The sequence below is a fragment of the Pseudoxanthomonas suwonensis J47 genome (assembly GCF_000513955.1).
In the GTDB taxonomy this organism is placed as follows: Bacteria; Pseudomonadota; Gammaproteobacteria; order Xanthomonadales; family Xanthomonadaceae; genus Pseudoxanthomonas; species Pseudoxanthomonas suwonensis_C.
The window spans coordinates 59244-82353 of sequence record NZ_AZUZ01000010.1; the positions used below are offsets into that span (position 1 = coordinate 59244).

Consider the following 23110-nt stretch of genomic DNA (forward strand, 5'->3'; position numbering starts at 1 on the left):
TGGAGGGTGAAGCAGGCGATCAGCGGCCCGCCGGGCCATCGACCTTCTCGATGGGACCGGCCAGCCAGATGGCGAGCAGGGAGAGCGGCACCAGCGCCGCGACGAGGATGAAGATCGGCGCGTAGGACTCGCCGGTCATCACCGGCACCAGCCAGGTGGTGACCAGCGTGCCGGCGACGGCCGCCATGCCGCCGATGCCGGCCAGCGAGCCGACCGCGCCGCCATGGAAGACGTCGCCGGGCAGGGTCTGGATGTTGCCGATCGCGACCTGGAAGCCGAACAGCACCGCGGCGATGGCCAGCACCGCCACCACCGGGTCGGCGGCAAACACCGCCCCGACCAGCGCCGGCGCCATGACCACGCCACCGAGGGTGATGGTCCACTTGCGCGCGTTGTTGACGCTCCAGCCGGCCGCGATCAGGCGCCCGGACAGCCAGCCGCCGGACAGGCTGCCGAGCATTGCGCCGACGAACGGCACCCAGGCGAACAGGCCGATCTGCTTGATGTCGAAATGGAAGGTCTCGGCCAGGTAGATCGGCAGCCAGGAGACGAACAGCCACCAGATCGGGTCGATGAAGAAGCGCGACAGTACGATGCCCCAGCTCTGCCGGTGCGACATGATCTGGCGCAGCCCCGGCACGTAGGCCGGCGCCGCGGGCGCGACCGCCTCGCCGGCCGGCGCGTCGAGGATCAGCGCGCGTTCGGCCGCGCTCACCCAGGGGTGGCGGTCCGGGCCGGCGCGGTAGACCACCAGCCACGGCAGGACCCAGACCAGGCCCAGCGAGCCGATCAGCAGGAAGGTCCCCTTCCAGCCGATCCACAGGAACAGCATCGCGATCAGCGGCGCCGAGATGATCGCGCCGATCGAGGCACCGGCGTTGAAGATGCCCTGCGCGAAGGCGCGCTCCTTCGGCGGGAACCACTCCGCGTTGGCCTTGACCGCGCCCGGCCAGGCGCCGGCCTCGCTGATGCCGAGCATCGCCCGGAACACGGCGAACGAGGTCACCGAATGGCTGATCGCATGCAGGGCGATCGAGATCGACCAGCCGATGATCGAGACCGCGAAGCCCAGGCGCACGCCGATGATGTCGAACAGCCTGCCAAAGGCGAACTGGCCGGCGGCGTAGAGCAGCATGAACACCGTCACCAGGAGCGCGTAGTCCTCCTTGGTGGCGCCGATGTCGGCGGAGATCTGCGGCCACATCACCGCCAGCGCGTTGCGGTCGATGTAGTTGATGACCGTGGCGATCGCGATCAGGCCGATGATCGTCCAGCGGACGGCGGAACCTTGCTTCATGGCCGGGTATGTCCTTGCTTGGCGGTGCGGGACGCGGCGGCATGGCGTCCGCCCGCGGGATGGTCGAAGCGGGCGTGGGAACCCGTCCACGTGTAGGTGCGGCCGCCGCCGGCCACGCGGTGGCGCCGCGTCGCGTCCGCCGGATCGCGGGCCACACCCAGCGCCAGTTCGGCACCGGAAGCCAGGGTCAACACCACCACGTCGGCGCTGGCGCCGGCGAAGTGGCGCACGTCGCGGATGCGGCTGTCGGCGCCGGTGACGTACTCGACCGTGCCGTTGTATTCGCCGTGCGGCTCGAGCACGGCGAAGAACGTGGCCTCGCCCTGCCCTTCCATGCGCTGGACCAGCACCGGCTCGCGGCGCAGGTTGAAGTCCGGATCGTTGGCGCCGCTCTCGGCGAGGATCGCGCTCGTCGGCGCGCTGGCTCCGAAGTGGTGGGTGTAGAAACGGCCCGCATTGAGCCAGGTCAGCCGCCGCACCCCATCCGAGGCCGGCGAGGTCGCGTCCACCCACAGGTGCTGGTAGCCATTGGCTTCCCCCAGCACCGGGCGCGCGGCGACCTCGCGCTTCGCCTCGAAACCCACGCGCATCACGTGGCCGCTGAAATGCAGCGGCAGGTCGTAGCGCGCAGGACGTTCGCCATGCACGCGCAGCAGGTCGATCACCACCGGCAAGCCCAGATCCGGATGCCGCAGCAGCGCCTGGGTGCGGTCGAAGGCCACGCCCTCGTAAGCACCTTCCATCCGCGCCGAGACCAGCTGCAGGTCCTCGCCGGGCGCGAACTGCGTCACTACCGGCGCGTGCTCCTGGCCGCGACGCCAGTCGCCATCGAAGTGGCTGCGGCCATCCACCACCAGGGTGTTGTGGGCGATGGTCTGCTTGGCCCAGCTGGTGTTCTCCGGCAGGTAGATGCCGCCGGCCTTGGCCTCGATGTTGAGGAAACGCGCGGCGCCGTAGTCGGTCACCACGCGCTGGCCGTTGTCGCAGAACAGCCAGTTGAGCCTGTCGAAGTGGCCATGGCCCATGCCCTGGGCGGTAGCCTTCAGCACCAGCAGCTGGCCGTCCTCGCCGCCGTCGCGCAGCAGCGCCAGGCCACCGTGGTCACCGTCGGGGCCGTCACGCAGGAGCAGCGAACGGAAATCGAATGGCCTGGCACGCCCGTGGGCCAGGCCCTCGGCGACCTTCAGCCCCTCCGGCGTCAGCAGCACCCGGCCCTGGCGCCCGGCGATCGGCAGCAGTCGACCGTCTCCAGTATGCGCGTATGCGATGCCGATGCCCGCGACCAGCTCCGCGGTGTCGAGGCCCTTGTCCAGCAGCGCGTCATTGACCGGGATGAAGTAGCCGGCATAGCTGGCCTGGACCAGGGTTTCCACCGCCTTCAGCAGCACGCCTTGCTTGCGCTCGAAGATCTTCCGCCCCGGCTCGTTGCGCTCGATCGCGCTGGCGAAGACCACGAACGGCTGCAGCGCATAGCGCTGGTAGTACGGGCCTTCCTCGTAATAGCCGTCCGGCGAGAACAGCTGGTCGACCTGGCGGAGGAAGCCCGCATTGCCGTCCTTCGACAGGCCCAGCAGTGCCTTCTCGACCATGTCGCGGTCGCGAAGCACGTAGCCGGTCATGCCGACCGCGGCCACGGCCCAGGTGGCGTGGTTGTGGATGCGTTCGAAGTTGGCCGGGGTCTCCGCGGAGAGGAAGCTGGCCATGCGCCGGAACACGTCGCCCTCGATCAGGCGGCGCTCGTCGGCCGACAGGTCGGCGCGCACGGCGTCGTAGCCCTGGATCGCGTGGACGAGCCACACCGAATCGTTGAGCGTCTGCCAGAACAGGCGGCCGGGGATCTGGCCGCGCCCGGCCGGGTGCTGGCCGAGGGTCGGATACAGGCGCGCGTACTCCAGCAGCATGTCGCGGACGAAGTCGGCGTACTCGCGCTGGCCGGTCAGCCGGTACAGCGCGCCGGCATTCTGGATCGCCAGGTAATTGCGCTTGTGCTGTTCGTGCGTGTAGCCACCACCCGGATCCTTCGGCACCGGCACGGTCACGCCCTGCGCCATCGCCGCGCGGACCGAGGCCTCGGCACGTGCACGTTCGCCGGCGAACAGCGGGTAGTCCGCCGCCGCCGCGGCCATCGCCTGCCACTCGTCCGCGCGCACCAGCACCGGCGCGGTATCCGCCGCCGGCGCAACCTGCGCCGGTCCGGCCGCGTGCACGGGGGCCGGGACGGGCATCGCCATCGCGACCAGGCAGGCGGCCAGCGCCGCCACCGGCCTCACGGCGCCACCCCGGTGATGGCGATGTCCGACTCGATCGGCGGCGTACCGCTGAACGCATTGCCGCTGGCCACCAGCACCGGCTTGCCGACGCTGTGGGTGAAGCGCACCGTACCGCTGTCGACGAAACGGTTGTCCTCCAGCTCGGCGTGCTGCACGCCATGCAGGCGCAGCGCCGCCGCGCCCTGGCCGACCTGCTCGAAGGTGGAGCCGCGGACGCGGATGCGCGGACCGAACGTGCTTTCGTCGGTGCCGCCGCGGTACAGGTCGACCGCGGGGCCACGGACGCGCCGGAACTGCGAGTCCGCGATCTCCACCTGCTCGGCGTTGTAGGTACCGCGGTCGTCGGTCTCGGCGGCGGCGGACAGCACTGCCCCGGTGGCATCCTCGACGGTGACGCGGCGGAAGGCGACCAGGTCGGCCATCGAGCCCTTGCCGGTGGCGACGACGTCGAATCCGCGGTTGACGGTGAGGTCGCGGATCGTGGTGTCCTCGACCAGCAGTTCGTAGTTGGCGGCGCTGGAACCGGGGCGCACGGCTATCACCGCATTGCCGACCTCGTCCGGCGCCAGCTCGCCGCTGATGCTCAGGCGCGAAAGCCGCAGTTTGCCGCCGGCCTCGATCTGGAACAGCTGCGGACGGCTGAAGGCGATCACGGCCTCGCCCTGCGCCGGGCCCTGCACGGTGAGCGGGCGATGCACCTGCAGCACCTGGTTGACCAGGTAGCGGCCCGCCTGCAGCACCAGGCGGTCGCCCGCGCCGGCGCGGGCCACGGCATCGGTCAGGGTGTCGTCGCCCGGCGCCACGGCGTGCTCGCGTCCGCCGTCGAGCTTCGCCGCCTGGCCGTGCTTGGGATACCAGTCAACGCCGGTGGCGCCGCGCGCGATCGGGCGCAGGTCCGCCGGCAGGCCGACGCCATCCAGGCCTACCGGCACCAGCACATCGCCATGCTCGCGCTGCATTTCAACCCGGGTGCCACGGACGCGCTGGCCCAGCGCCGGGGACGCGGCCGGGGACTGCACGTTGCCTTCGAAGGCGATGCCGGACAGCTCGCCCGGCACGCGCACCGGGTCGCGGCCATCGCCGTTGACCAGCAGGTTGCGGGCGAAGCGGCTGCGCACCGGCGGCGCGGAGCGCTCCTCATCCTTGCCGGCACCGATGACGATGCTGCGCGCATCGACGATGGTGTTGTGCTCGATCACCGCCTCGTCGACCTGCACGTATCGGTTCAACGGCGAGTCCGGAACCCCGTACATCACGCTCAGCGCCGAGGCGAAGCCCTCGCCGGCCAGGCCTTCGAGGTAGTTGTTACGGACCACCTGCCGGCGGTTGATCACGCGTATGCCGCCGGTGTGCGGCTTGTTGCCGCCGAAGAAGAAGTTGCCGTCGACCAGGTTGCCGTCGCCATGGCGCAGGACCAGCGCACCGCGCGAGTGGAAGAAGACGTTGCCGCGGTAGGTGTTGCCGCCGGACTTGTTGGAGACGATCTCCACCTCGCCGTCGCAGCCTTCGAACCAGTTGTTCTCCACCAGCGTGTTCGAGTCGGACAGCGAGTCGTGGCTGGTGCCGACGCGCAGGGTCTCGCCACCATTGGAGCCGAGGTTCGGGCGCGGGCCGAAGTAGTTGTGGTCGATGCGGTGGCGGTTGTCCAGGCCCTGCTCGGCGTCGCGCACCACCACCATGGTCGCGCCCTGGTTGGTCTTGCCCACCAGGTGGTTGTGGTCGAAGCGGTTATGGTGGCCGTACATCGCCACCCAGTTGTCCATCTGCGAGCGGTCCGGCTTGTTGAAGCGGTCGATCACCACCCCGGTCACCCGGCTGTGGGTGGCGCGCTCGGCGCGGCTGCGGCGGAAGGAGACGACTTCGCCCGTGGGCGACCAACCGTCGCGGAACACCAGGTTGGACACGACCAGGTGCCGGCCGCCCAGGCGCAGGTTGGACTGGCCGGTCAGCACGACCTTGCCGGGGGTCTGCGCGGTCAGGGTGATCGGGCGGTCAGGCGTCCCCTCGCCGAGGAGCAGCACCTGGAAATCGCGCCACTCGCCGTCGGCGAGGACCAGCCGATCGCCCGGCTTGAGGGCACGGACCGCAGACGCGTACTCGTCCTGGGTCCGGACCATGACGGTTTTGCCCGCAGGGGATGCGCCCCACGACGCCAGGGGCCAGGCCACCACCAGGACCAGGGCCCGGCAGATCCACTGTCGCATCGCATCCCTCCTCCACCTGCGGAGGCCCGGATGGTAGCAAAGCAAGCCAACCCGTCAACCAGTTTTGTAGACCAATTACATGAATACGCAGACCAACCATCAATACCTTCCGGTATAGAAAAGCGCCCTTACCAATTGGTTGACAAGTTCCCACCTCCCGGTAAACCCTTGCCACCGCCCCGCGATGGGGAAACCACTCTGGGAGGAGAAAACACATGCGGCGCCATCACCGGGACACGCCTCACGCGCGGGTCCGTCCTTCGGCACTTCGAACCGCCCTGCTGTGCGCCATCTGGGCGCCGCTGGGCCTGACTCCCGCCTTCGCCCAGGAGGCGGACCGCGGCCAGGAGCCGGCGGACGGCAACGTCACCGAACTCGACAGCGTGGTCGTGTCCGGCATCCGCGGCTCGATCCAGTCGTCCATCGACCACAAGCGCGAGGCCTCGGTGATCTCCGACGCCATCTCGTCGGAGGACATCGGCGACCTGCCGGCCCTGTCGATCGGCGAAGCCATCGAGACCATCACCGGCGCATCGACCCATCGCGAGAAGGGTGGCGCTTCGGAGATCTCGATCCGCGGCCTGGGTCCGTTCCTGGGCTCGGCGACCTTCAACGGCCGCGAGGCGAGCAACGGCAGCGGCGACCGCTCGGTGAACTTCAACCAGTTCCCCTCGGAGCTGATCAACACCGTCGCCATCTACAAGACCCAGCGCGCCGATTTCATCGAAGGCGGCGTGTCCGGGATCATCAACATGGAGACGGTCAAGCCGCTGGACTTCGGCAAGCGCCGCATCCAACTGGAAGGCCGCGCGATCTGGGCCGACTACGACGATCGCCTGGACGATTCGGCCGGCGTGGGCTGGCGCGGGACGGCCAGCTACCTGGACCAGTTCGACCTGGGCGGCGCCGGCAAGCTTGGCATCTCGCTGGGCCTGCAGAGCCTTGAATCCACCAACCCGGAAGAACTCTTCAGCAGCTCCAGCACCTGGAACGCGTGCGACGGCACCCAGGTCGTACCGAACAACGCCAACTGCCGCCAGGTGACCAGCGCCGAAGTGCATGAGGGTACCCCGTTCTACCTGATCCCGGGGAGCCGCACCTACCGCCAGTTCATCGAGCGCGACGAGCGCGACGCGCAGTTCGCCGTGCTGCAGTGGAAGCCCAACGAGACCCTGGACATCTCGCTGGACTACCAGGGCTCCCGGCGCACCTACACCGAGCAGCGCTCGGACCTGAACTTCTCGGAGACGATGCGCGGCGTGAACAACCGCGTCGTCGACGAGAACGGCGTGCTGCGCTACTACACCGGCTTCAGCACCATCGAGTCCACCCCGACCTACCGTATCCGCGACGAGAAGTACGACGGCGGCGGCCTGAAGGTGGAGTGGCGTCCGAACGAGGCGTGGCTGCTGTCCACCGACCTCTCCTACTCGAAGACCCGGCGCAGCGAGATGGACCGCCAGGTGCGCATGCGCTCCAACGGCAAGGACATCTACGGCGTCGCCGTGCCCGGCACAGACGGCCAGCGCGTGGGCTACACCTTCGACTATACCCGCGGCGACATCCCGGCGATCATCGTCGACCCGGCGTTCGACCTGGACCGCCACGAGAACTTCAGCGCCGCGGCGCGCGCGCGCCGCGACGAGACGATCCGCGAGAACGAGATCCGCGCGTTCCGCTTCGACGGCAGCTACTTCCCGGAAAGCGGCTTCCTGACCGCGGTGAAATCCGGCGTCCGCCTGTCGGAGCTGACCTACAAGGACATCGACGACCGCGTCGAGATCAACGTGACCGACACGGCCGCGATCCGCGAGGCCAACCTCGCCTGCCGCCGCGAGTTCCCGCAGCGCGACTTCCTCAGCAACGCCAGCGGCAACAGCATCACCAGCTGGGCCCAGTTCGATCCGCTGTGCCTGTTCGAGGCCATCACCGGCGTCGAGGACACCGGACTGAACGCCGACACCCGCTCGATCGGCAACCGCGACGTGACCGAGAAGACCCACGCCGCGTACCTGATGGGCGAATTCTCCACCGAGATGTTCGGCCTGCCGGTGAGCGGCAACTTCGGCGTGCGCTACGTCGACACCGCGGTGCGGTCGGTCGGCCTGACCGGGGCGCTGGAGGTGGTCGACAATCCGGACGGCACCATCCGCCTGGAGCAGACCGGGGAATTCGACACTCTGGTGATCGAGTCCGACTCCAAGGTGTTCCTGCCCAGCGTCAACGCCGCCTTCGAGCTGCGCGACGACCTGGTGTTCCGCGTCGGCCTTTACCGCGCCATGTCCCGACCCGACCCGAGCGCGCTGGGCGCCGGCCGCACCTTCGTGCTCGAGTCCGGTACCGCGTTCGATTCGGTCGCTGAGGCGATCCGCAGCATCACCGCCAACGGCAACCCGCGCACGAAGCCGCTGCTGTCGTGGAACGCGGACCTGTCGCTGGAGTGGTATGCCAACGAGGACTCGATGCTGGGCGCGGCGGTGTACTACAAGCAGTTCAACGGCGGCTTCATCCCTGTGGTGCTGGACGAGTCGTTCGTGATCGACGGGCAGGACGTGGTCGTGCCGGTCGTGCAGGACGCGACCACCAACGAGAAGAGCGACCTGACCGGCTTCGAGCTGACCGCCGCGCACCGTTTCTCGTGGCTGCCCAAGCCGCTCGACGGGCTCGGCTTCAAGCTCAGCTACAACTACGCCGATTCGAACTTCAGGACCCACGACCTGCGCCTGGGCGACCAGCTGGATCCGGAGACCGGCGAGGTCACCCCGGGCATCATCCCGCCGGCCGGCATCTTCGGCCTGTCGCAGCAGGTGGCGTCCGGTTCGCTGTACTACGAGATCGGCCCGCTGGAGCTGCAGGCCATCTACAAGTACCGCACCGAGTACTACCAGAAATTCGTCGGCGGCCCGAGCCAGAACCGCTACATCCGCGACACCGGCGTACTGGATTTCCGCGCGACCTACCGGGTCAACCGGAACCTGTCGTTCTCGTTCGAGGGCTCCAACCTCAACGACGAACCGCGGTACCACGACATGCCGGTGCGCGGCAGCCTGCGCGAGTACAACACGTACGGGCCCCGCTATTATCTGGGTGTACGATACCGATTCTGAATACGGAGGCGCGGCCACCCGGCCGTGCCTTCCGCAGGTCCGGGACAGCTCCCTGTCCTGGACCGGAACGGTAAACATGGATGGATAGTCCAGCCGATGTCAGAAAACCGCCTCTACCAGTCCGTCGCCGCGGAAATCCTTGCCCTGATCGAGTCGGGGGAGTTCCCGCCGGGTTCGCGCCTGCCCGGCGAACGTGACCTGGCCGAGCGGCTGGGCGTCAGCCGGGTGACCATCCGCGAGGCGGAGATCGCCCTGGAAGCGCAGGGGCGGATCGCCATCAAGACCGGCTCGGGCGTGTACGTGCGCCCGCGCCCGGCCAGTTCGCTGGGCGCCCTGCCCGACGTCAGCGCCTTCGACCTGACCGCCGCCCGCGCGGTGATCGAGGCCGAGGCCGCGGCCCTGGCCGCGATGCGCATCACCGATGCCGAGGTCGAGGAACTGGAGGAGCTGGTGCGGGCGATGTCCGACCCGGGCGCCACCGACCAGGAATCCAACGAGTCGGACCGCCGCTTCCACCTGACCATCGCCCGGATCACCGGCAACCCGGTGATCGAGTACTGCGTGCAGCTGATCTGGCGCATGCGCAACGACCTGCCCGGCGTGCGCCAGGCCTACGCGCGCATCTGCCACAACGACTGGAACTCGCGCGCGCAGGAGCACAGCGCGATCCTGGCCGCGCTCAAGGCGCGCGACCCGGCCGCCGCGCGCACCGCGATGCGCGACCACTTCCACCGCCTGTTCGAATCCATGCTCGAGGCCAGCGAGACCGAAGCGCTGGAGGAAGTGCGCCGCCGCACTGCGCAGAACCGCGAGCGCTTCCTCGCCACCACGCGGATCTGACGAACCCGCTCGCCATTCGGCCCCGGGGCCGAAACCGGGAAAGGAAAAAGGCGCCTCGCGGCGCCTCTTTCTTGGATGGCGTTGCCGCCGGCGTGGATCAGTTGCCCACGCTGAGGGTCAGGACGACGCGGTTGTCGGCGATCTCGCCGAAGGCATCGCGGCCGTTGCCGTCGGTGCCGACGTAGGCCAGCGAGGCGGAGAACAGGCCCCAGCTGCGGCTCACGCCGACGGTCCAGTCGGTGTAGTCCTCGCCGAAGTCCTTCTCGAACATGCTGCGGCCGACGCCCAGGTCCAGGCTGAAGTCGTTGGGCAGGCCGATGCTGGCGCCGCCGGCCACGTACCACGCGTCGGTGTCCGAGCCGCCGAAGTCGTCGCTGTAGGCGACGGTCAGGCTGTAGTTCTCGGCGAAGGTGGTGGTGGTGATCAGCTCGTTGAAGTTCAGCTCGCTCGCATCCGGGTAGGTGTAGCGGTTGAGCATGATGTCGAAGTTGACCGAGTCGCTGAAGTCGACGTTGTAGCCGACGAAGTAATCGACTTCGAAATCCGGATCGCCGGGACCGAAGTCCACGCCCGAGGCCCAGGTACCCACGTACAGGCCCACCGGCGAGTTGTAGGTCAGGCCGACCTGGCCCGTCGAGGTTTCGTTGCTCTGCGAGACACCGCGCCAGACGTAGTCCGAGGTCGCGGCGACCGACCACGTCAGCGGCGAGGACTCTTCCTCCGCGTCCTGGGCGAAGGCGACGAACGGCAGTGCGGACAGCGCGAGGGCAAGCGAGGCGGCAAGCTTGAACGGCTTCATCCTGGATCTCCTGGCGGTGGGGATGTTGCGGGCGGCGGGGGCGGGGCCGGGGCCGCGACCTCGGTCGCGATCACGGTTTCACGAATAATTAACCCAGCCCGATACTGCGATGCAACATTTCCCGCGTCAAGTGCCGGCGCGCACGAGCGCAAGCCGGGCCTCGAGGCTCCGCCTGCCCTCCCCTTCACCCTTCGCCCGCTGGGCTTGCCGGACCCGCAGGCGCTCCCGTCGCCGCCTCCCGCTAGCCGGCGGATGCGGCCAGTCTCGGCCCCGCACCCGCCGCGATGCCGGCCGCATCCAGCGCCCGCAGCAGTTGCGCGGCCAGCTCGCAGGCAGCCACCCGCAGTTCCGGGACCGCCGTGGTCTCCCACAGCTGTCCGCGCAGCAACGGCCCCAGGCAGTACAACCCCCGCACCGGCGCGCCATGCCGGTCCAGCACCTCGTAGCGGGCATTGGCACGCACCCCCAGGCCGAACGGGTCGGCGCTGATCGTGCCGGCGTCGCGCAGCTGGCCGACCAGCGGATGGCTGGTCCGCTCGATGTCGGTGTCCAGGCCGGTGGCGCGGACCAGCACGTCGTACTGTTCGAACTCCGCGTGCGACCGGCCGCGCTCGCGCAGCACCACCTCGATCGCGGTCTCGCCGCGGCGCGCGCGCAGCAGGCGGCCGGCGCGGATCCTCAGCTGGCCCTGCCGCTGCAGCTCCTCCAGCTCGCGGTGCACGCTCGGCGCCAGGCGGTGGCGGAACACCTCCCAGTACGAGCGCAGGTGGCGCAGGAAGCGGCTGCGCTCCTCGTCCGGCAGGGTCTTCCAGTAGCCCTGCAGGTAGGGACGCAGCGCGTCGACCAGGCCGCGCCAGTCCGGCACGATCGGCGCCAGCGCGCGCAGGGTGCGCAGCAGCAGGCGCACGTCGGCGCTGTTGAGCGCGTGCAGCACGTTCGGCGGCAGCGCCACCGGCGGGCCCGGCTCTTCCAGGTGCGGCCGCGGCAGCAGGCCATGTCGCGAAAGCGCGGTGATCGGCCCGCGGTGGCCGCGGCGTAGCAGGGTGACCACGGTGTCGGCCATGGTCAGGCCGGTACCGATGACCAGCACACGCGCGTCGGCCGGCACCTGCGCCAGCGCGTCGCGGCCGCGCAGGTCGCGCTGCCACGGCCAGGCGATGTAGCCCGGATCCACCAGCAGCCGCGGGCCGACGCCCTGCAGCCGCTGCGGCGGCAGCGCGCCCACCGCCAGCACCACCTTCTCGGCGACGAAATCCGAGCCGTCGGCCAGCAGCACGCGGAAGGCCGTGCCCTCGCGGTCGATCGCTACCGCTTCCTGCTGCACCTGGTTGAAGCTGGCCAGCGAGGTCTGCGCCGCCGACTGCAGCCGCGAGTACAGGTATTCGCCGTAGACCAGGCGCGGCAGGAAGCCTTCCTCCGCGCTGCGGGTGAGGTTGAGCCAGCGCGCGAACTCCACCGGCTTGTCCTGGGTGGCGCCCATGTCGCGGGCGCGCACGTTGAGCAGGTGTTCCGGGCGCGCCTCGCCGTAGGCCACGCCGCGGCCGAAGCTCTCCGGCATGCCCACCAGGCACAGGTCGACGCTGGCCGGGGCGCTGCGCGCCAGTTCCGTGGCCAGCACGCTGCCGCTGAAGCCCGCACCGATGATTGCTATCCGCATCGCCTCGCCCTCCGCCAGTCCGGAGGGCAGTTAAGCGCCGTGCGCGTCGCGGCAGGTAAAGGCGGGGTTATTTGCGGCCATGCCGGCGAGAACGATTCGGCACGAGCACATCGCCATACGTCATGACCGCGTCGCGGCCAGCGCATCCCTGCGAAGCGCGCGCGTCGCCGCGGCAACACGCGCGCCACGACGTCCGGCGTTCAGCCCGCGGGGAACGCGCCGAAGCGCACCGGCAGCAGGCCGACGCGGCTGCCCGGCGTATGCACGCGACCGGCATCCACCGGCAGCTCGATCTCCAGCTCCTGGCCCTCGCCTTCGTCCAGGCGCGCGCGCACCCGCATGCGCGGACCGCTGCGCTGCGCCGCCACCACCGTCGCCGACCAGCCACCCTCGCCCACGCGCAGGTCCTCGGGGCGCACGAACAGTTCCAGCTCGCCCGCGGCCGGCGTGTCGGCCGGCGCCGGCAGGGCCAGGCCCGCCACCTCGATGCGCTCGCCGTCGCGACGCCCGCGCAGGCGGTTCACCGCGCCGACGAACGAGTACACGAACGGCGAGGCCGGGCGGTCGTAGGCATCGGCCGGCGTGCCCAGCTGCTCGATGCGGCCGTGGTTGAGGATGGCGACGCGGTCGGCCAGTTCCAGCGCCTCTTCCTGGTCGTGGGTGACGAACACCGTGGTCAGGCCGGTGCGCTCGTGCAGCTCGCGCAGCCAGCCGCGCAGGTCGCGGCGGACCTGCGCGTCCAGCGCGCCGAACGGTTCGTCCAGCAGCAGCACCCGCGGCTCGATCGCCAGCGCGCGCGCCAGCGCCACGCGCTGGCGCTGGCCGCCGGACAGCTGCGCCGGATAGCGCCCGCCCAGGCCCTGCAGCTGCACCAGCGACAGCAGCTCCTCCACCCGCGCGGCGATCTTCGCCTTCGGCCAGCGCTCCTTGCCGCGCCGCACCTTCAGGCCGAAGCCGATGTTCTCGGCGACGGTCATGTGCCGGAACAGCGCGTAGTGCTGGAACACGAAGCCGACCCGGCGTTCCTGCACGCCCAGCCCGGTGGCGTCCTCGCCCCCGAACAGCACGCGGCCGGCATCCGGATGCTCGAGGCCGGCGATCACCCGCAGCAGGGTGGTCTTGCCCGAACCGGACGGCCCCAGCAGCGCCAGCAGTTCGCCCTGGCGGATCTCCAGGTCGATCCCGTCCAGCGCCGGGAAGGTGTCGAAGCGCTTGCGCAGGTTCTCGATCTTGATCGTCATCGGCTCGTCCTCAATGGCGGTGGTTGGCGGCCAGCGATTCGCCGTGGCGCCATTCCAGCCAGGTCTTCAGCACCAGCGTCACCAGCGCGCTCAGGGCCAGCAGCGAGGCGGCGGCGAAGGCGGCGCTGTACGCGTATTCGTTGTAGAGGATCTCCACGTGCAGCGGCAGCGTGTTGGTGCGGCCGCGGATGTGGCCGGAGACCACCGACACCGCGCCGAACTCGCCCATCGCCCGCGCCCCGCACAGCAGCACGCCATACAGCAGCGCCCAGCGGATGTTGGGCAGGGTCACCCGCCAGAACGCCTGCCAGCCGCTGGCGCCCAGGCTCAGCGCCGCCAGCTCCTCGTCCGCGCCCTGCTGCTCCATCAGCGGCATCAGCTCGCGGGCGATGAAGGGGAAGGTCACGAACACCGTGGCAAGGACGATGCCGGGCAGGGCGAAGATGATCTTCGGCAGCTGGAGGTGGACCTCGCCCAGCAGCGGCAGGCTGGCGTGCCAGCCTTCCTCGATCAGCGGGTAGGCCCAGCCCTGCGCGCCGAAGATCAGCACGAAGATCAGGCCGGCCACCACCGGCGATACCGCGAACGGCAGGTCGATCAGGGTGACCAACCAGCGCTTGCCGGGGAACTCGTGCTTGGTCACCGCCCAGGCCGCGGCCACGCCGAACACCAGGTTCAACGGCACCACGATCGCGGTCACCAGCAGGGTCAGGCGGATCGCGGCCAGCGCGTCCGGGTCGGTGACGGCACGGGCGAACGCCTCCAGGCCGCCGCGCAGCGCCTCGGCGAACACCAGCACCAGCGGCAGCAGCAGGAAGGCCAGCAGGAAGCCCAGCGCGGCCAGGATCAGCAGCACCTGCACCCAGCGCGGCTCGGTGGTCGGCGAGGCCGGCCTGGCGGAACTGCGACCGTGTCTGCGCTCCAGCACCTGCTCACCCGCGTCGACGGCAAGGACGCCTTGCAATGTACCACCCACGTCAGTTCCCCCTGCCGCGCTCGCGGCGGGCCAGGCGCGACTGCAGTGTGTTGATCACCAGCAGCAGCGCGAAGGACAGCAGCAGCATCGCCACCGCGATGGCGGTCGCGCCGGCGTAGTCGAATTCCTCGAGCTTGATCGTGATCAGCAGCGGCGCGATCTCCGACACCTGCGGGATGTTGCCGGCGATGAAGATCACCGAGCCGTATTCGCCCACGCCGCGGGCGAAGGCCAGGGCGAAGCCGGCCAGCACCGCCGGCCAGGCCGCCGGCAGCACCACCTTGCGCACGATCTGCCAGCGGCTGGCGCCGAGCGTGGCCGCGGCCTCTTCGAGTTCGCGCTCGACCTCGGCCAGCACCGGCTGCACCACCCGCACCACGAACGGCAGGCCGATGAACACCAGCGCCACGGTGATGCCGAGCGGCGTGTACGCGACCTTGACCCCGGCCGCCTCCAGCCAGCGGCCGATCCAGCCACTGGGGCCGTACAGCGCGGTGAGCGCGATGCCCGCCACCGCGGTCGGCAGCGCGAACGGCAGGTCGATCATCGCGTCGAACAGGCGCCGGCCCGGGAAGCGGTAGCGCACGAACACCCACGCCACCAGCGTGCCCATCACCGCGTTGAATGCCGCCGCCACCAGCGCGGTGCCGAAGCTGATCTTCAGTGCCGCCAGTACCCGCGGCTCGGACCAGGCGCGCCATAGCCCGTCCCAGCCCAGCTGCGAGGAGTACACGAACACGCCGGCCAGCGGGATCAGCACGATCAGGCCGAGCCAGGCGAGCGTGTAGCCCAGGCTCAGGCCGAAGCCGGGGACGACGCGGCGGCGGCGCGCACGCGCGGCCACGCCGCCCGGAGGCGGCGTGGCGTCGCGGCGCGGAATGGCCGGATTCGAACTCATGGGCGTTTGCGCTGCATCGGGTGACGGTCGCCTTTTACTTCTTCGCCTGGATCTGGTCGAACACGCCGCCGTCGGCGAAGTGCTTCTTCTGCGCCGCGGCCCAGGAACCGAACACCTGGTCGATGGTCACCAGCTCCACCTTGGGGAAGCGCGCCACGTCGGCGGGGTCGGCGTGCTGCGGGTAACGCGGGCGGTAGTAGTTCTTCGCCGCGATCTTCTGGCCTTCCGGCGAGTACAGGTACTGCAGGTAGGCCTGCGCGACCTCGCGGGTGCCGTGCTTGTCGACGTTGCGGTCGACCAGCGCCACCGGCGGCTCGGCCAGGATCGACAGCGAGGGCACGACGATGTCGAACTTGTCCGGACCCAGCTCCTCGATCGACAGGAACGCCTCGTTTTCCCAGGCCAGCAGCACGTCGCCGATGCCGCGCTGGACGAAGGTGGTGGTCGAGCCGCGCGCGCCGGTATCCAGCACCGGCACGTTGCGGAACAGCGCGGCGACGAAGTTGCGGGTCTTGTCCTCGTCGCCCTTGAATATCTTCAGGCCGAAGGCCCACGCCGCCAGGTAGTTCCAGCGCGCGCCGCCGGAGGTCTTCGGGTTGGGCGTGATGACCTTGACGTTGGAGCGCAGCAGGTCCGGCCAGTCCTTGATGTTCTTCGGGTTGCCCTTGCGCACCAGGAACACGATGGTCGAGGTGTACGGCGCGCTGTTCTCCGGCAGGCGCTGCTGCCAGTTCGGCGGCAGCAGCTTCGCGCGCTCGACGATCGAGTCGATGTCGTAGGCCAGGGCCAGGGTGACCACGTCGGCCTCCAGGCCATCGATCACCGCGCGCGCCTGTTTGCCGGAGCCGCCGTGCGAGGCCTCGATCACCACCTTCTGGCCCTTGGTCTCCTGCCAGTGTCTGGCGAAGGCGGCGTTGAACTCGCGGTACAGCTCGCGGGTCGGGTCGTAGGACACGTTCAGCAGCTGCAGGTCCTTGGCCATCGCGCCGACGGCCAGCACCAGGCCGAACACGGCGGCACCGACGCGGATCGCGGACCGGCTGAGGTTGGACTTCTTCATGTGCATGCTCCGGTAATGGCGCCAGGTCAGAACGCGACCTGCAGCCGGGTAAACACCGCCTTCTCGTCCCTGCGGTCGGCGCCGCCGGCGGCACCGCCGTCGAAGCTCGTCTGCAGGTAGTTGGCGACCAGTTTGAGGTTGCTGTTGAGGTACCAGTTCACGCCCACCGTCCAGGTCTGCGCGCTGCGCGCCGAGACCGCCGGATCGGCGAACAGCGGGAAGGCGCCGTCGTCCACGTCCAGCTCGCCGTAGCGGCCGATGAGTTCCCAGGCGCCCCAGCCGCCCTTGCCCGGGTTGAACGGGCTGGAAGGCTTGGCCACGCCGCGGTAGGAGGCGTCCTCGCCGGTCAGCACCCAGCTGAGCGTGGCCTGCCAGGCGTCGTGGTCCAGCTCGGTGCGGGTCCCGGCGACGGCCACTTCCTGCGACGACCGGATGTACTCGGCCAGCAGGCCGAAGCGGTTGCGGTAGAAGTACCCCTGCGGCGACCAGCGGGTGCGGCGGCCGTCGGCGGCGACCGTGCCGCGGTAGCCGAAGAACTGCTGCTGGCCCGGCGTGCGGTAGCGCGGCAGGAAGTTGTTGCCGCTGCCGCTGACGTCGCCGACGCTGCCGCCGATGCCGAAGCCCAGCCCGGACCAGAAGCCGGGGTCGTTGCGGAACGGCTCGACGAACAGGCGGCCGGCGTACTCGAACTCGTCGTCGGGGTTGGTGGTGGTCGCGTCGCGGCCGTCGACCGAGCCGTTGAACACGCCCAGCGCGTAGGACACGGTGCCCTTGGCCAGCTCGCCCTGCAGCTGCACGCCGATGTCGCGGTTGGGCGCCAGCTCGCTGGCGATGCCGCGTTCCACCGCCGAAAGCGAGGCCGACGACTGCAGCCGCTCCAGGCCCACCGGCGAGGTGAACTTGCCCACGCGGACGCTGGCGGCCGGCGAGAACTTCAGGTCGGCGTAGGCGTCGACGATGCTGGCGCTGTCGCCGGCGAATTCCGGGGTGAAGCGGTAGCCGATCCACTTGCCCAGCGTGCCCTCGATGGTCGGGCGCGCGGTGCGCAGCAGGAAGGTGTCGTTGGCGCCCGGCGTGCCGCTGCTGAAGAAGCGGCCGTCGCCCTGGAGCAGGCCGCGGATGCGAACTTCGTAATCGCCGTTGGACGACTTCAGCGAGGCGCCGCGATTGTTGACCGTCACCACGGCCGCCTCCTTCTCCTTCGCCTGGCGCGCCTCCTCCTGCAGCTCGAGGTTGCGCTCCAGGGCGCGGAGGCGCTGGTCCAGCGCGGCCAGGTCGAGGCCTTCCTCGCCTTCCCCGGCAGTGCCGGCGCCGTAGCGCTGCTCCAGCTGGGCAAGCCGGCGGGCCAGTTCCTCCAGGGTCGGTGCCTGCTGCTGGGCCGCCGCCGGCACCGCCAGGGCGCAGGCCAGCGCCCCGGTCAGCCACAGCGGCGACCTCCCGCCGGCACCCTGCACTCGATTGTGTCGCTGCATTGCCCTTGACCCTGCGTCATGGCCCGTGGCCGGTAACAGGATAGTCCCTATTCAGCTTGGCCACGGGAAATGAATAAGGGGCGGCCTCTTATAGCCGATAGCCATTAAGCCGGCGTGGTCCGGGCGGCCGGCTTAGAATTGGCGCTTTCCCTTTCCGAACAAGGATCTGTGATGTCCGAGGCCGCCCTCGCCCGCTACGCCACCCAGCTCGAAGGCCTGCGCCAGCAGGGCCTGTTCAAGGCCGAACGGGTCATCACCAGCCCGCAGTCGGCCGAGATCGGGCTGGCCGACGGCCGCAAGGTGCTCAACTTCTGCGCCAACAACTACCTGGGCCTGGCCGACCATCCGGACATCATCGCCGAGGCCAAGAAGGCCCTGGACAGCCACGGCTTCGGCATGGCCTCGGTGCGCTTCATCTGCGGCACCCAGGACCTGCACAAGCAGCTGGAGGCGAAGATCGCGGAATTCTTCGGCACCGAGGACACGATCCTCTACGCCGCCTGCTTCGACGCCAACGGCGGCCTGTTCGAGCCGCTGCTGGACGAGAACGACGCGATCATCTCCGACGCGCTCAACCACGCGTCCATCATCGACGGCGTGCGCCTGTGCAAGGCGAAGCGTTACCGCTACGCCAACTGCGACATGGCCGACCTGGAGAAGCAGCTGCAGCAGGCCCGGGCCGACGGCGCGCGCACGATCATGGTCACCACCGACGGCGTGTTCTCGATGGACGGCTTCATCGCCCCGCTGGACGAGATCACCGCGCTGGCCAGGAAGTACGACGCCCTGGTGCACATCGACGAATGCCACGCCACCGGCTTCCTCGGCGCCACCGGCCGCGGCTCGGCCGAGGTCAAGGGCGTGCTGGAGAAGATCGACATCTTCACCGGCACCCTCGGCAAGGCCATGGGTGGCGCGCTGGGCGGCTTCACCACCGCGCGGAAGGAAGTGATCGAGATGCTGCGCCAGCGCTCGCGTCCGTACCTGTTCTCCAACTCGCTGCCGCCGCACGTGGTGGCCGCGGGCATCAAGGCCTTCGACATGCTGTCCTCGGCCGGCGAGCTGCGCACCCGCCTGCGGGAGAACACTGCCTACTTCCGCGAGCGCATGACCGCCGCCGGCTTCGACATCAAGCCGGGCGTGCACCCGATCTGCCCGGTGATGCTGTACGACGCGCCGCTGGCGCAGCGCTTCGCCGGGCGCCTGCTCGAGGAAGGCATCTACGCGATCGGCTTCTTCTTCCCGGTGGTGCCGCAGGGCCAGGCGCGCATCCGCACGCAGATGAGCGCCGCGCACACGCGCGAGCACCTGGACCGTGCGATCGACGCGTTCACCCGCATCGGCCGCGAACTGGGCGTCATCAAGGGCTGACGACGCGGGCGCGCCGGCCGACGGCGCGCCCCGCCCCGCTCAGGCCGGACGACTCAGTCCGAGCCCTTGTCCTGGCTCTTCGGCCTGGCCTTGGCCGCGCCTTGCGCGACCAGCTTCGGATCCTTCTGCACCGGCTCCGCGCCCTTGGACACGCGCAGGCCACGCGCCTTCATCCAGGCGTCGAAGTCGTCGGCGCTCATCGCCTTGCCGTTCTGGGTCATGTTGAAGCGGTAGGCGTAAGGGTCCTTCGCATCGGCCACCTTGGCGGCCGGCGCAGGCGTGGCCTGCGCGGTGGGCTGTTCGCGGGTACTGGCGCAGGCGGCAAGCACGGCGGTGGCGGACAGGATCAGGCAGGCGCGGACAACGCGTTCGGTGCTGGACATGCGTATTTCCCCCGGAGATGCGAGGCGAGTCTAGCCCCGTCCGGGAGCGGAAAAACATGCCTGCGCGCCCCACGTCCCGGCGGATTCGCAGGCTGCCACCGGCGTCCCGCGCGAAGCGTGCGCCCGCGCTCAGTCCGCCGGCGGTTCCGGCAGGGCCGGCGGCGGATCGGGCAGCGCCGGGGCGGGGGCGCCCTTGCTGATCTTCATGCCGTGGCGCTTCATCCAGGCATCGAAGTCGTCGGCGGTCATCCGGACGCCCTCCTGCTCCATGTCGAAGCGGTAGGCATACGGGTCGTCCGGATCGAGCAGGATGACCGCTTCCGGATCTTCCTCCACGACCTCGGCAGCCACGGGTTCCCTTGCGCGTTCGCCAGCGCAGCCGGCCAGCAGCGAAGCCAGGGCCAGCGCGGCGGGCATTCGTATGGGAGTGGTATTCGAGGGCATGGCGGTCCTGGACGGCGCGATACCTCAGTCTAGGGACGTGCGCGCGATGGGAGCGTCGGCGGCGATGGCGGTTGGGAGAGGGTCGGCATGCGGGCGTGGTGGGGTGGCCGGCCCTCTCCCAAGGGAGAAATGCGTGCTTGGCGGGCGGCCTACCCTCACCCCCGGCCCCTCTCCCGGGGGGAGAGGGGGGATGGCGGCTTCGCGTTGCCGCGAGTGGAATCGGCGGAGGCTGGTGCCAGCGCGTCACGTTCGGCGGCTTCCAGTTCGCGCCACTGGCCCTTGCCCAGCGTGCCCAGCTGCAGCTGGCCGATGGCCACCCGCACCAGCCGCAGCACGCCGACGTCGAAGGCCGCCAGCAGGCGGCGGATCTGCCGGTTCCGTCCTTCGTCGAGCACGATCTCCAGCCATGCATTGCGCGTGCCGCTGCGCAGCAGGGCCACCGACTTCGCGCGCAGGCGCTCGCCCTCCTCGACCACGCCGTCGCACAGCGCGGCCAGCAGCGCCGCGTCGGGCACGCGGTCGACCTGCACGTGGTAGGTCTTGTCCGGGCCGTGCTGCGGATCCAGTACCCGCGCCGCCCATTCCGGATCGTTACTGAAGAGCAGCAGGCCTTCGCTGGCCTTGTCCAGGCGCCCGACCGGCGCCAGCCATGGCAGGCCGCCGCCGTCGAGGCAGCGGTAGACCGTGTCGCGGCCGCGCTCGTCGCGCGCGGTGGTGACCAGGCCGCGCGGCTTGTTGAGCACGAGGTAGTGGCGCCGTGGCGCCGCCGCTTCGAGGCCGTCGACCTGGACCCGGCGCATGCCGTCGTGGAGCGGATGCTCCGGGTCGAGGACCACGCGCCCGTCCACGCGCACGCGGCCGGCGCGGACCCAGCGCTCGGCCTCGCTGCGCGAACACACGCCCGCCTTCGACAGCACCCGCGCCAGGCCATGCCGGCGCGGTGCATCGGCGGGTTTACCCGAAGGGTCCGTTCCCGGCGGACGGGAGCGCGTCCCGCCCTTCATGGCAGGCCGGGAAGGCTCAGTTCGCCCGCGCCGCGGCCCCTGCCGCAGGCGCGGCTGCCGGGGTGGCGGTGGTCGGCTTGCCCGTGGCCACGCGCGCGCCGCGCGCCTTCATCCAGGCGTCGAACTCGTCGGCGGTCATGCGCTTGCCGTCCTGGGTCATGTTGAAACGCCAGGGCGTGTTGTCGAACTCGGTCTTCGGCTTGTACGCGGCCGGATCGTTGGCATTGACCGCCGCGGCCGCCGGCAGCGCGTTGGCGATGTTGCGGCAGTTCTCGATGCGCAGGCGCAGCAGCACGCGATCCAGCGACTGGGCGCTGTCGAACTCCGGGGTCAGCACGCCGCTGGGCATGCCCAGTTGCGAGGTGCGCGAACCCAGTTCCACGGCCACCGGAGCGACCGCGGTCGACGCGAGCGGCAGGGGCTGCTGCAGCGAGGAACCGGAGCAGTCCGGCGCGGCGATCGCGGCGGCCGGAACAAGGGCGATGCCGAAGAAGGCGGCGGCGAGAGCGCGCATGGAAGTGCTCCAGGACAGGAATGCGACCGAGTGTAGGCAGCGCCCCCGGTCGATTCAAGAACGAATGCAGGCCGGAGCGCGCAGTTGCCAGCGCGCGCACGTTTTCGCGCGCGGCACCGCGCCGCCGGCCGGAAAAAAACAAGGCCCGGCGATGCCGGGCCTTGTGGTCTTGCAGCTTGGCGTCCGATCAGTTCTGGACGTTCAGCTCGGTACGGCGGTTGGTCTCGCTCTTGCAGCCCGGCAGGGTCTGCGGGGTCGGCTCCAGCGGACGGCTCTCGCCGTAACCGATCGGGCCGGCCAGACGCGAGGCGTCGATGCCATTGCTGGTCAGGTAGTCGTACACGGTCTTGGCGCGACGCTCCGACAGCTTCTGGTTGTAGTCGTCCGGACCGCACAGGTCGGTGTGGCCGGCGACTTCAACGCGCAGCTCCGGATAGCGGCGCAGGATCTCGGTCGCCTCGCCCAGGATCGCCAGGGCGTCCGGACGCAGGGTGGCCTTGTCGAAGTCGAAGTTCACGCCCTTCAGGTCGATCGACACCGGGACCGGGCAGCCGTCCGGACCGACGATGGTGCCAGCCGGGGTGCCCGGGCAGCGGTCGTCGCAGTTGTTGACGCCGTCGCCGTCGTCATCCAGGTCGGCGCAGCTCGGGGCGACCGGGGTCGGGGCCGGCGGCGGGGCGGCGACCGGGGCCGGGCCCAGCGGGATCACCAGGCCGATCGAGGCCAGGACGTCGCCGAACCAGTCCTCGTTCGGGGCGTTGACGCTGCGGTCGTCGAAGTCGGCGCGGTAGGCGACTTCAGCGCGCACGGCGACGCGGCTGTCGAAGGTGGTCTGCAGGCCGACGCCGACCTTGGCGGCCAGGTTGCCTTCCTCGCGCTGCTGCGGCGAATCCGGGCTCGGGAACGCGTCCCACTCTTCCTCGGCGCGCTGGTAGCCGACGCCGAACAGGAAGTACGGGTTATACGCGCGGCCTTCCTGGATCAGGTGGCGGCGGAAGTCCAGCGAGACGCCGTACTGGCTCCAGTTGAGGTGGCGGTTGCTGTTCAGACCCGGGTTCTGGTGGTTCAGCTCGGCATCGAGCGACCAGTTCGGGCTGATGAACTTGCCCATGCCCAGGGCCAGGTACGGGACGTCCTCGGTACCACGGTCGCTGTCCTGGAAGTTGAAACCCGCCGAACCGGTCAGGTACCAGCGGTCGTCGAACTCCTGCGCGGAAGCAGCCTGCGCAACGGCGAGGCCGCCGAGCAGCGCAGCGGTCAGAAGTTTCTTGTTCATCGTGTAGCTCCTTGCTGATTCGGGGGTTTGAAAAACCGGATTGCCGATTAACGCGTCAATACGCAACGAATCTTTGCGGCAGACATCCAGACGGCCGTGCTGCACGTCGTCCCGCGGAAGCCTATTCGGGACCAGGTGAAGACGGTGTTAACAGTAACATAACATGTGAAAACCGTCGATCCGTTCCCACTCTGATTATTGCGCTCCGAATCCGCAAGCGTTCCCGGGGTTTCCCCGGGGGCCGGAAGCGTGGAACGCACCCCGCGGATTCCAGCGGCCACCTTTATGCCCGGCCGG

Annotated in this window: 18 protein-coding genes; 3 read left to right on the forward strand and 15 right to left on the reverse strand. The window is 69.8% G+C overall.

Annotated elements, in window-relative coordinates; all coding sequences use genetic code 11:
* Positions 1-19 precede the first annotated feature (19 nt).
* From M503_RS0103480 to M503_RS0103490, 3 genes are read right to left on the reverse strand one after another with little or no spacing between them, the layout of a single operon-like run.
* Positions 20-1297, reverse strand: coding sequence for an MFS transporter (locus M503_RS0103480; protein WP_024869398.1), 1278 nt, complete (start codon positions 1295-1297; stop codon positions 20-22).
* Complete coding sequence (locus M503_RS15585; protein WP_231472306.1) at positions 1294-3567, reverse strand: alginate lyase family protein; 2274 nt, start codon at positions 3565-3567, stop codon at positions 1294-1296. Before M503_RS15585 ends, M503_RS0103480 begins: the two co-directional genes overlap by 4 nt.
* Positions 3564-5684 carry a polysaccharide lyase 6 family protein gene (locus M503_RS0103490; RefSeq protein ID WP_231472307.1) on the reverse strand — a complete coding sequence of 707 codons (2121 nt, stop codon included), beginning with the start codon at positions 5682-5684 and terminating at the stop codon, positions 3564-3566. Before M503_RS0103490 ends, M503_RS15585 begins: the two co-directional genes overlap by 4 nt.
* A gap of 302 nt (positions 5685-5986) precedes the next feature.
* On the opposite strand from M503_RS0103490, the gene M503_RS0103495 reads away from it, so the two are divergent.
* Positions 5987-8878: a TonB-dependent receptor gene (locus tag M503_RS0103495; protein ID WP_028920769.1), complete on the forward strand. Its 2892-nt coding sequence runs from the start codon at positions 5987-5989 to the stop codon at positions 8876-8878.
* A 96-nt stretch (positions 8879-8974) separates the two neighbouring features.
* Positions 8975-9718, forward strand: a complete 744-nt coding sequence (locus M503_RS0103500; RefSeq protein WP_024869402.1) for a FadR/GntR family transcriptional regulator — start codon at positions 8975-8977, stop codon at positions 9716-9718.
* A 97-nt stretch (positions 9719-9815) separates the two neighbouring features.
* Here M503_RS0103500 and M503_RS0103505 read toward each other — a convergent pair whose 3' ends face one another.
* The 7 genes from M503_RS0103505 to M503_RS0103535 form a co-directional block, all read right to left on the reverse strand.
* A complete protein-coding gene (locus tag M503_RS0103505; protein WP_024869403.1) occupies positions 9816-10517 on the reverse strand; it encodes a TorF family putative porin in 702 nt (233 codons plus the stop codon).
* Positions 10518-10758: 241 nt separating this feature from the next.
* Positions 10759-12174 carry an FAD/NAD(P)-binding protein gene (locus M503_RS0103510; RefSeq protein WP_028920768.1) on the reverse strand — a complete coding sequence of 472 codons (1416 nt, stop codon included), beginning with the start codon at positions 12172-12174 and terminating at the stop codon, positions 10759-10761.
* Between the two features lie 200 nt (positions 12175-12374).
* Positions 12375-13415, reverse strand: a complete 1041-nt coding sequence (locus M503_RS0103515) for a sulfate/molybdate ABC transporter ATP-binding protein (protein ID WP_028920767.1) — start codon at positions 13413-13415, stop codon at positions 12375-12377.
* Positions 13416-13425: 10 nt separating this feature from the next.
* Entirely contained in the window at positions 13426-14343 is a 918-nt protein-coding gene (gene cysW / locus M503_RS0103520) for a sulfate ABC transporter permease subunit CysW (protein ID WP_051414193.1), read from the reverse strand.
* Positions 14344-14392: 49 nt separating this feature from the next.
* Positions 14393-15289, reverse strand: coding sequence for a sulfate ABC transporter permease subunit CysT (gene cysT, locus M503_RS0103525; protein ID WP_051414195.1), 897 nt, complete (start codon positions 15287-15289; stop codon positions 14393-14395).
* 34 nt (positions 15290-15323) lie between these two features.
* Positions 15324-16349, reverse strand: a complete 1026-nt coding sequence (locus M503_RS0103530) for a sulfate ABC transporter substrate-binding protein (RefSeq protein WP_037060372.1) — start codon at positions 16347-16349, stop codon at positions 15324-15326.
* A gap of 26 nt (positions 16350-16375) precedes the next feature.
* Entirely contained in the window at positions 16376-17821 is a 1446-nt protein-coding gene (locus tag M503_RS0103535; protein ID WP_028920763.1) for an OprO/OprP family phosphate-selective porin, read from the reverse strand.
* A gap of 171 nt (positions 17822-17992) precedes the next feature.
* On the opposite strand from M503_RS0103535, the gene kbl reads away from it, so the two are divergent.
* The gene (gene kbl / locus M503_RS0103540; protein WP_028920762.1) at positions 17993-19192 is read left to right on the forward strand and encodes a glycine C-acetyltransferase; all 1200 of its coding nucleotides are present in this window, start codon (positions 17993-17995) and stop codon (positions 19190-19192) included.
* A gap of 53 nt (positions 19193-19245) precedes the next feature.
* Here the strand turns inward: kbl and M503_RS17955 are convergent, their stop codons facing one another.
* The 5 genes from M503_RS17955 to M503_RS0103565 form a co-directional block, all read right to left on the reverse strand.
* Complete coding sequence (locus M503_RS17955) at positions 19246-19575, reverse strand: hypothetical protein (RefSeq protein ID WP_051414197.1); 330 nt, start codon at positions 19573-19575, stop codon at positions 19246-19248.
* 129 nt (positions 19576-19704) lie between these two features.
* Positions 19705-19992: a hypothetical protein gene (locus tag M503_RS15595; RefSeq protein ID WP_051414199.1), complete on the reverse strand. Its 288-nt coding sequence runs from the start codon at positions 19990-19992 to the stop codon at positions 19705-19707.
* Positions 19993-20174: 182 nt separating this feature from the next.
* The gene (locus M503_RS15600) at positions 20175-21023 is read right to left on the reverse strand and encodes a pseudouridine synthase (protein ID WP_051414200.1); all 849 of its coding nucleotides are present in this window, start codon (positions 21021-21023) and stop codon (positions 20175-20177) included.
* A gap of 16 nt (positions 21024-21039) precedes the next feature.
* Positions 21040-21537, reverse strand: coding sequence for a hypothetical protein (locus M503_RS0103560; protein WP_028920760.1), 498 nt, complete (start codon positions 21535-21537; stop codon positions 21040-21042).
* A 187-nt stretch (positions 21538-21724) separates the two neighbouring features.
* On the reverse strand, positions 21725-22813 hold the full coding sequence (locus tag M503_RS0103565) for an OmpA family protein (RefSeq protein ID WP_024869415.1): 1089 nt from the start codon (positions 22811-22813) through the stop codon (positions 21725-21727).
* Positions 22814-23110 lie beyond the last annotated feature (297 nt).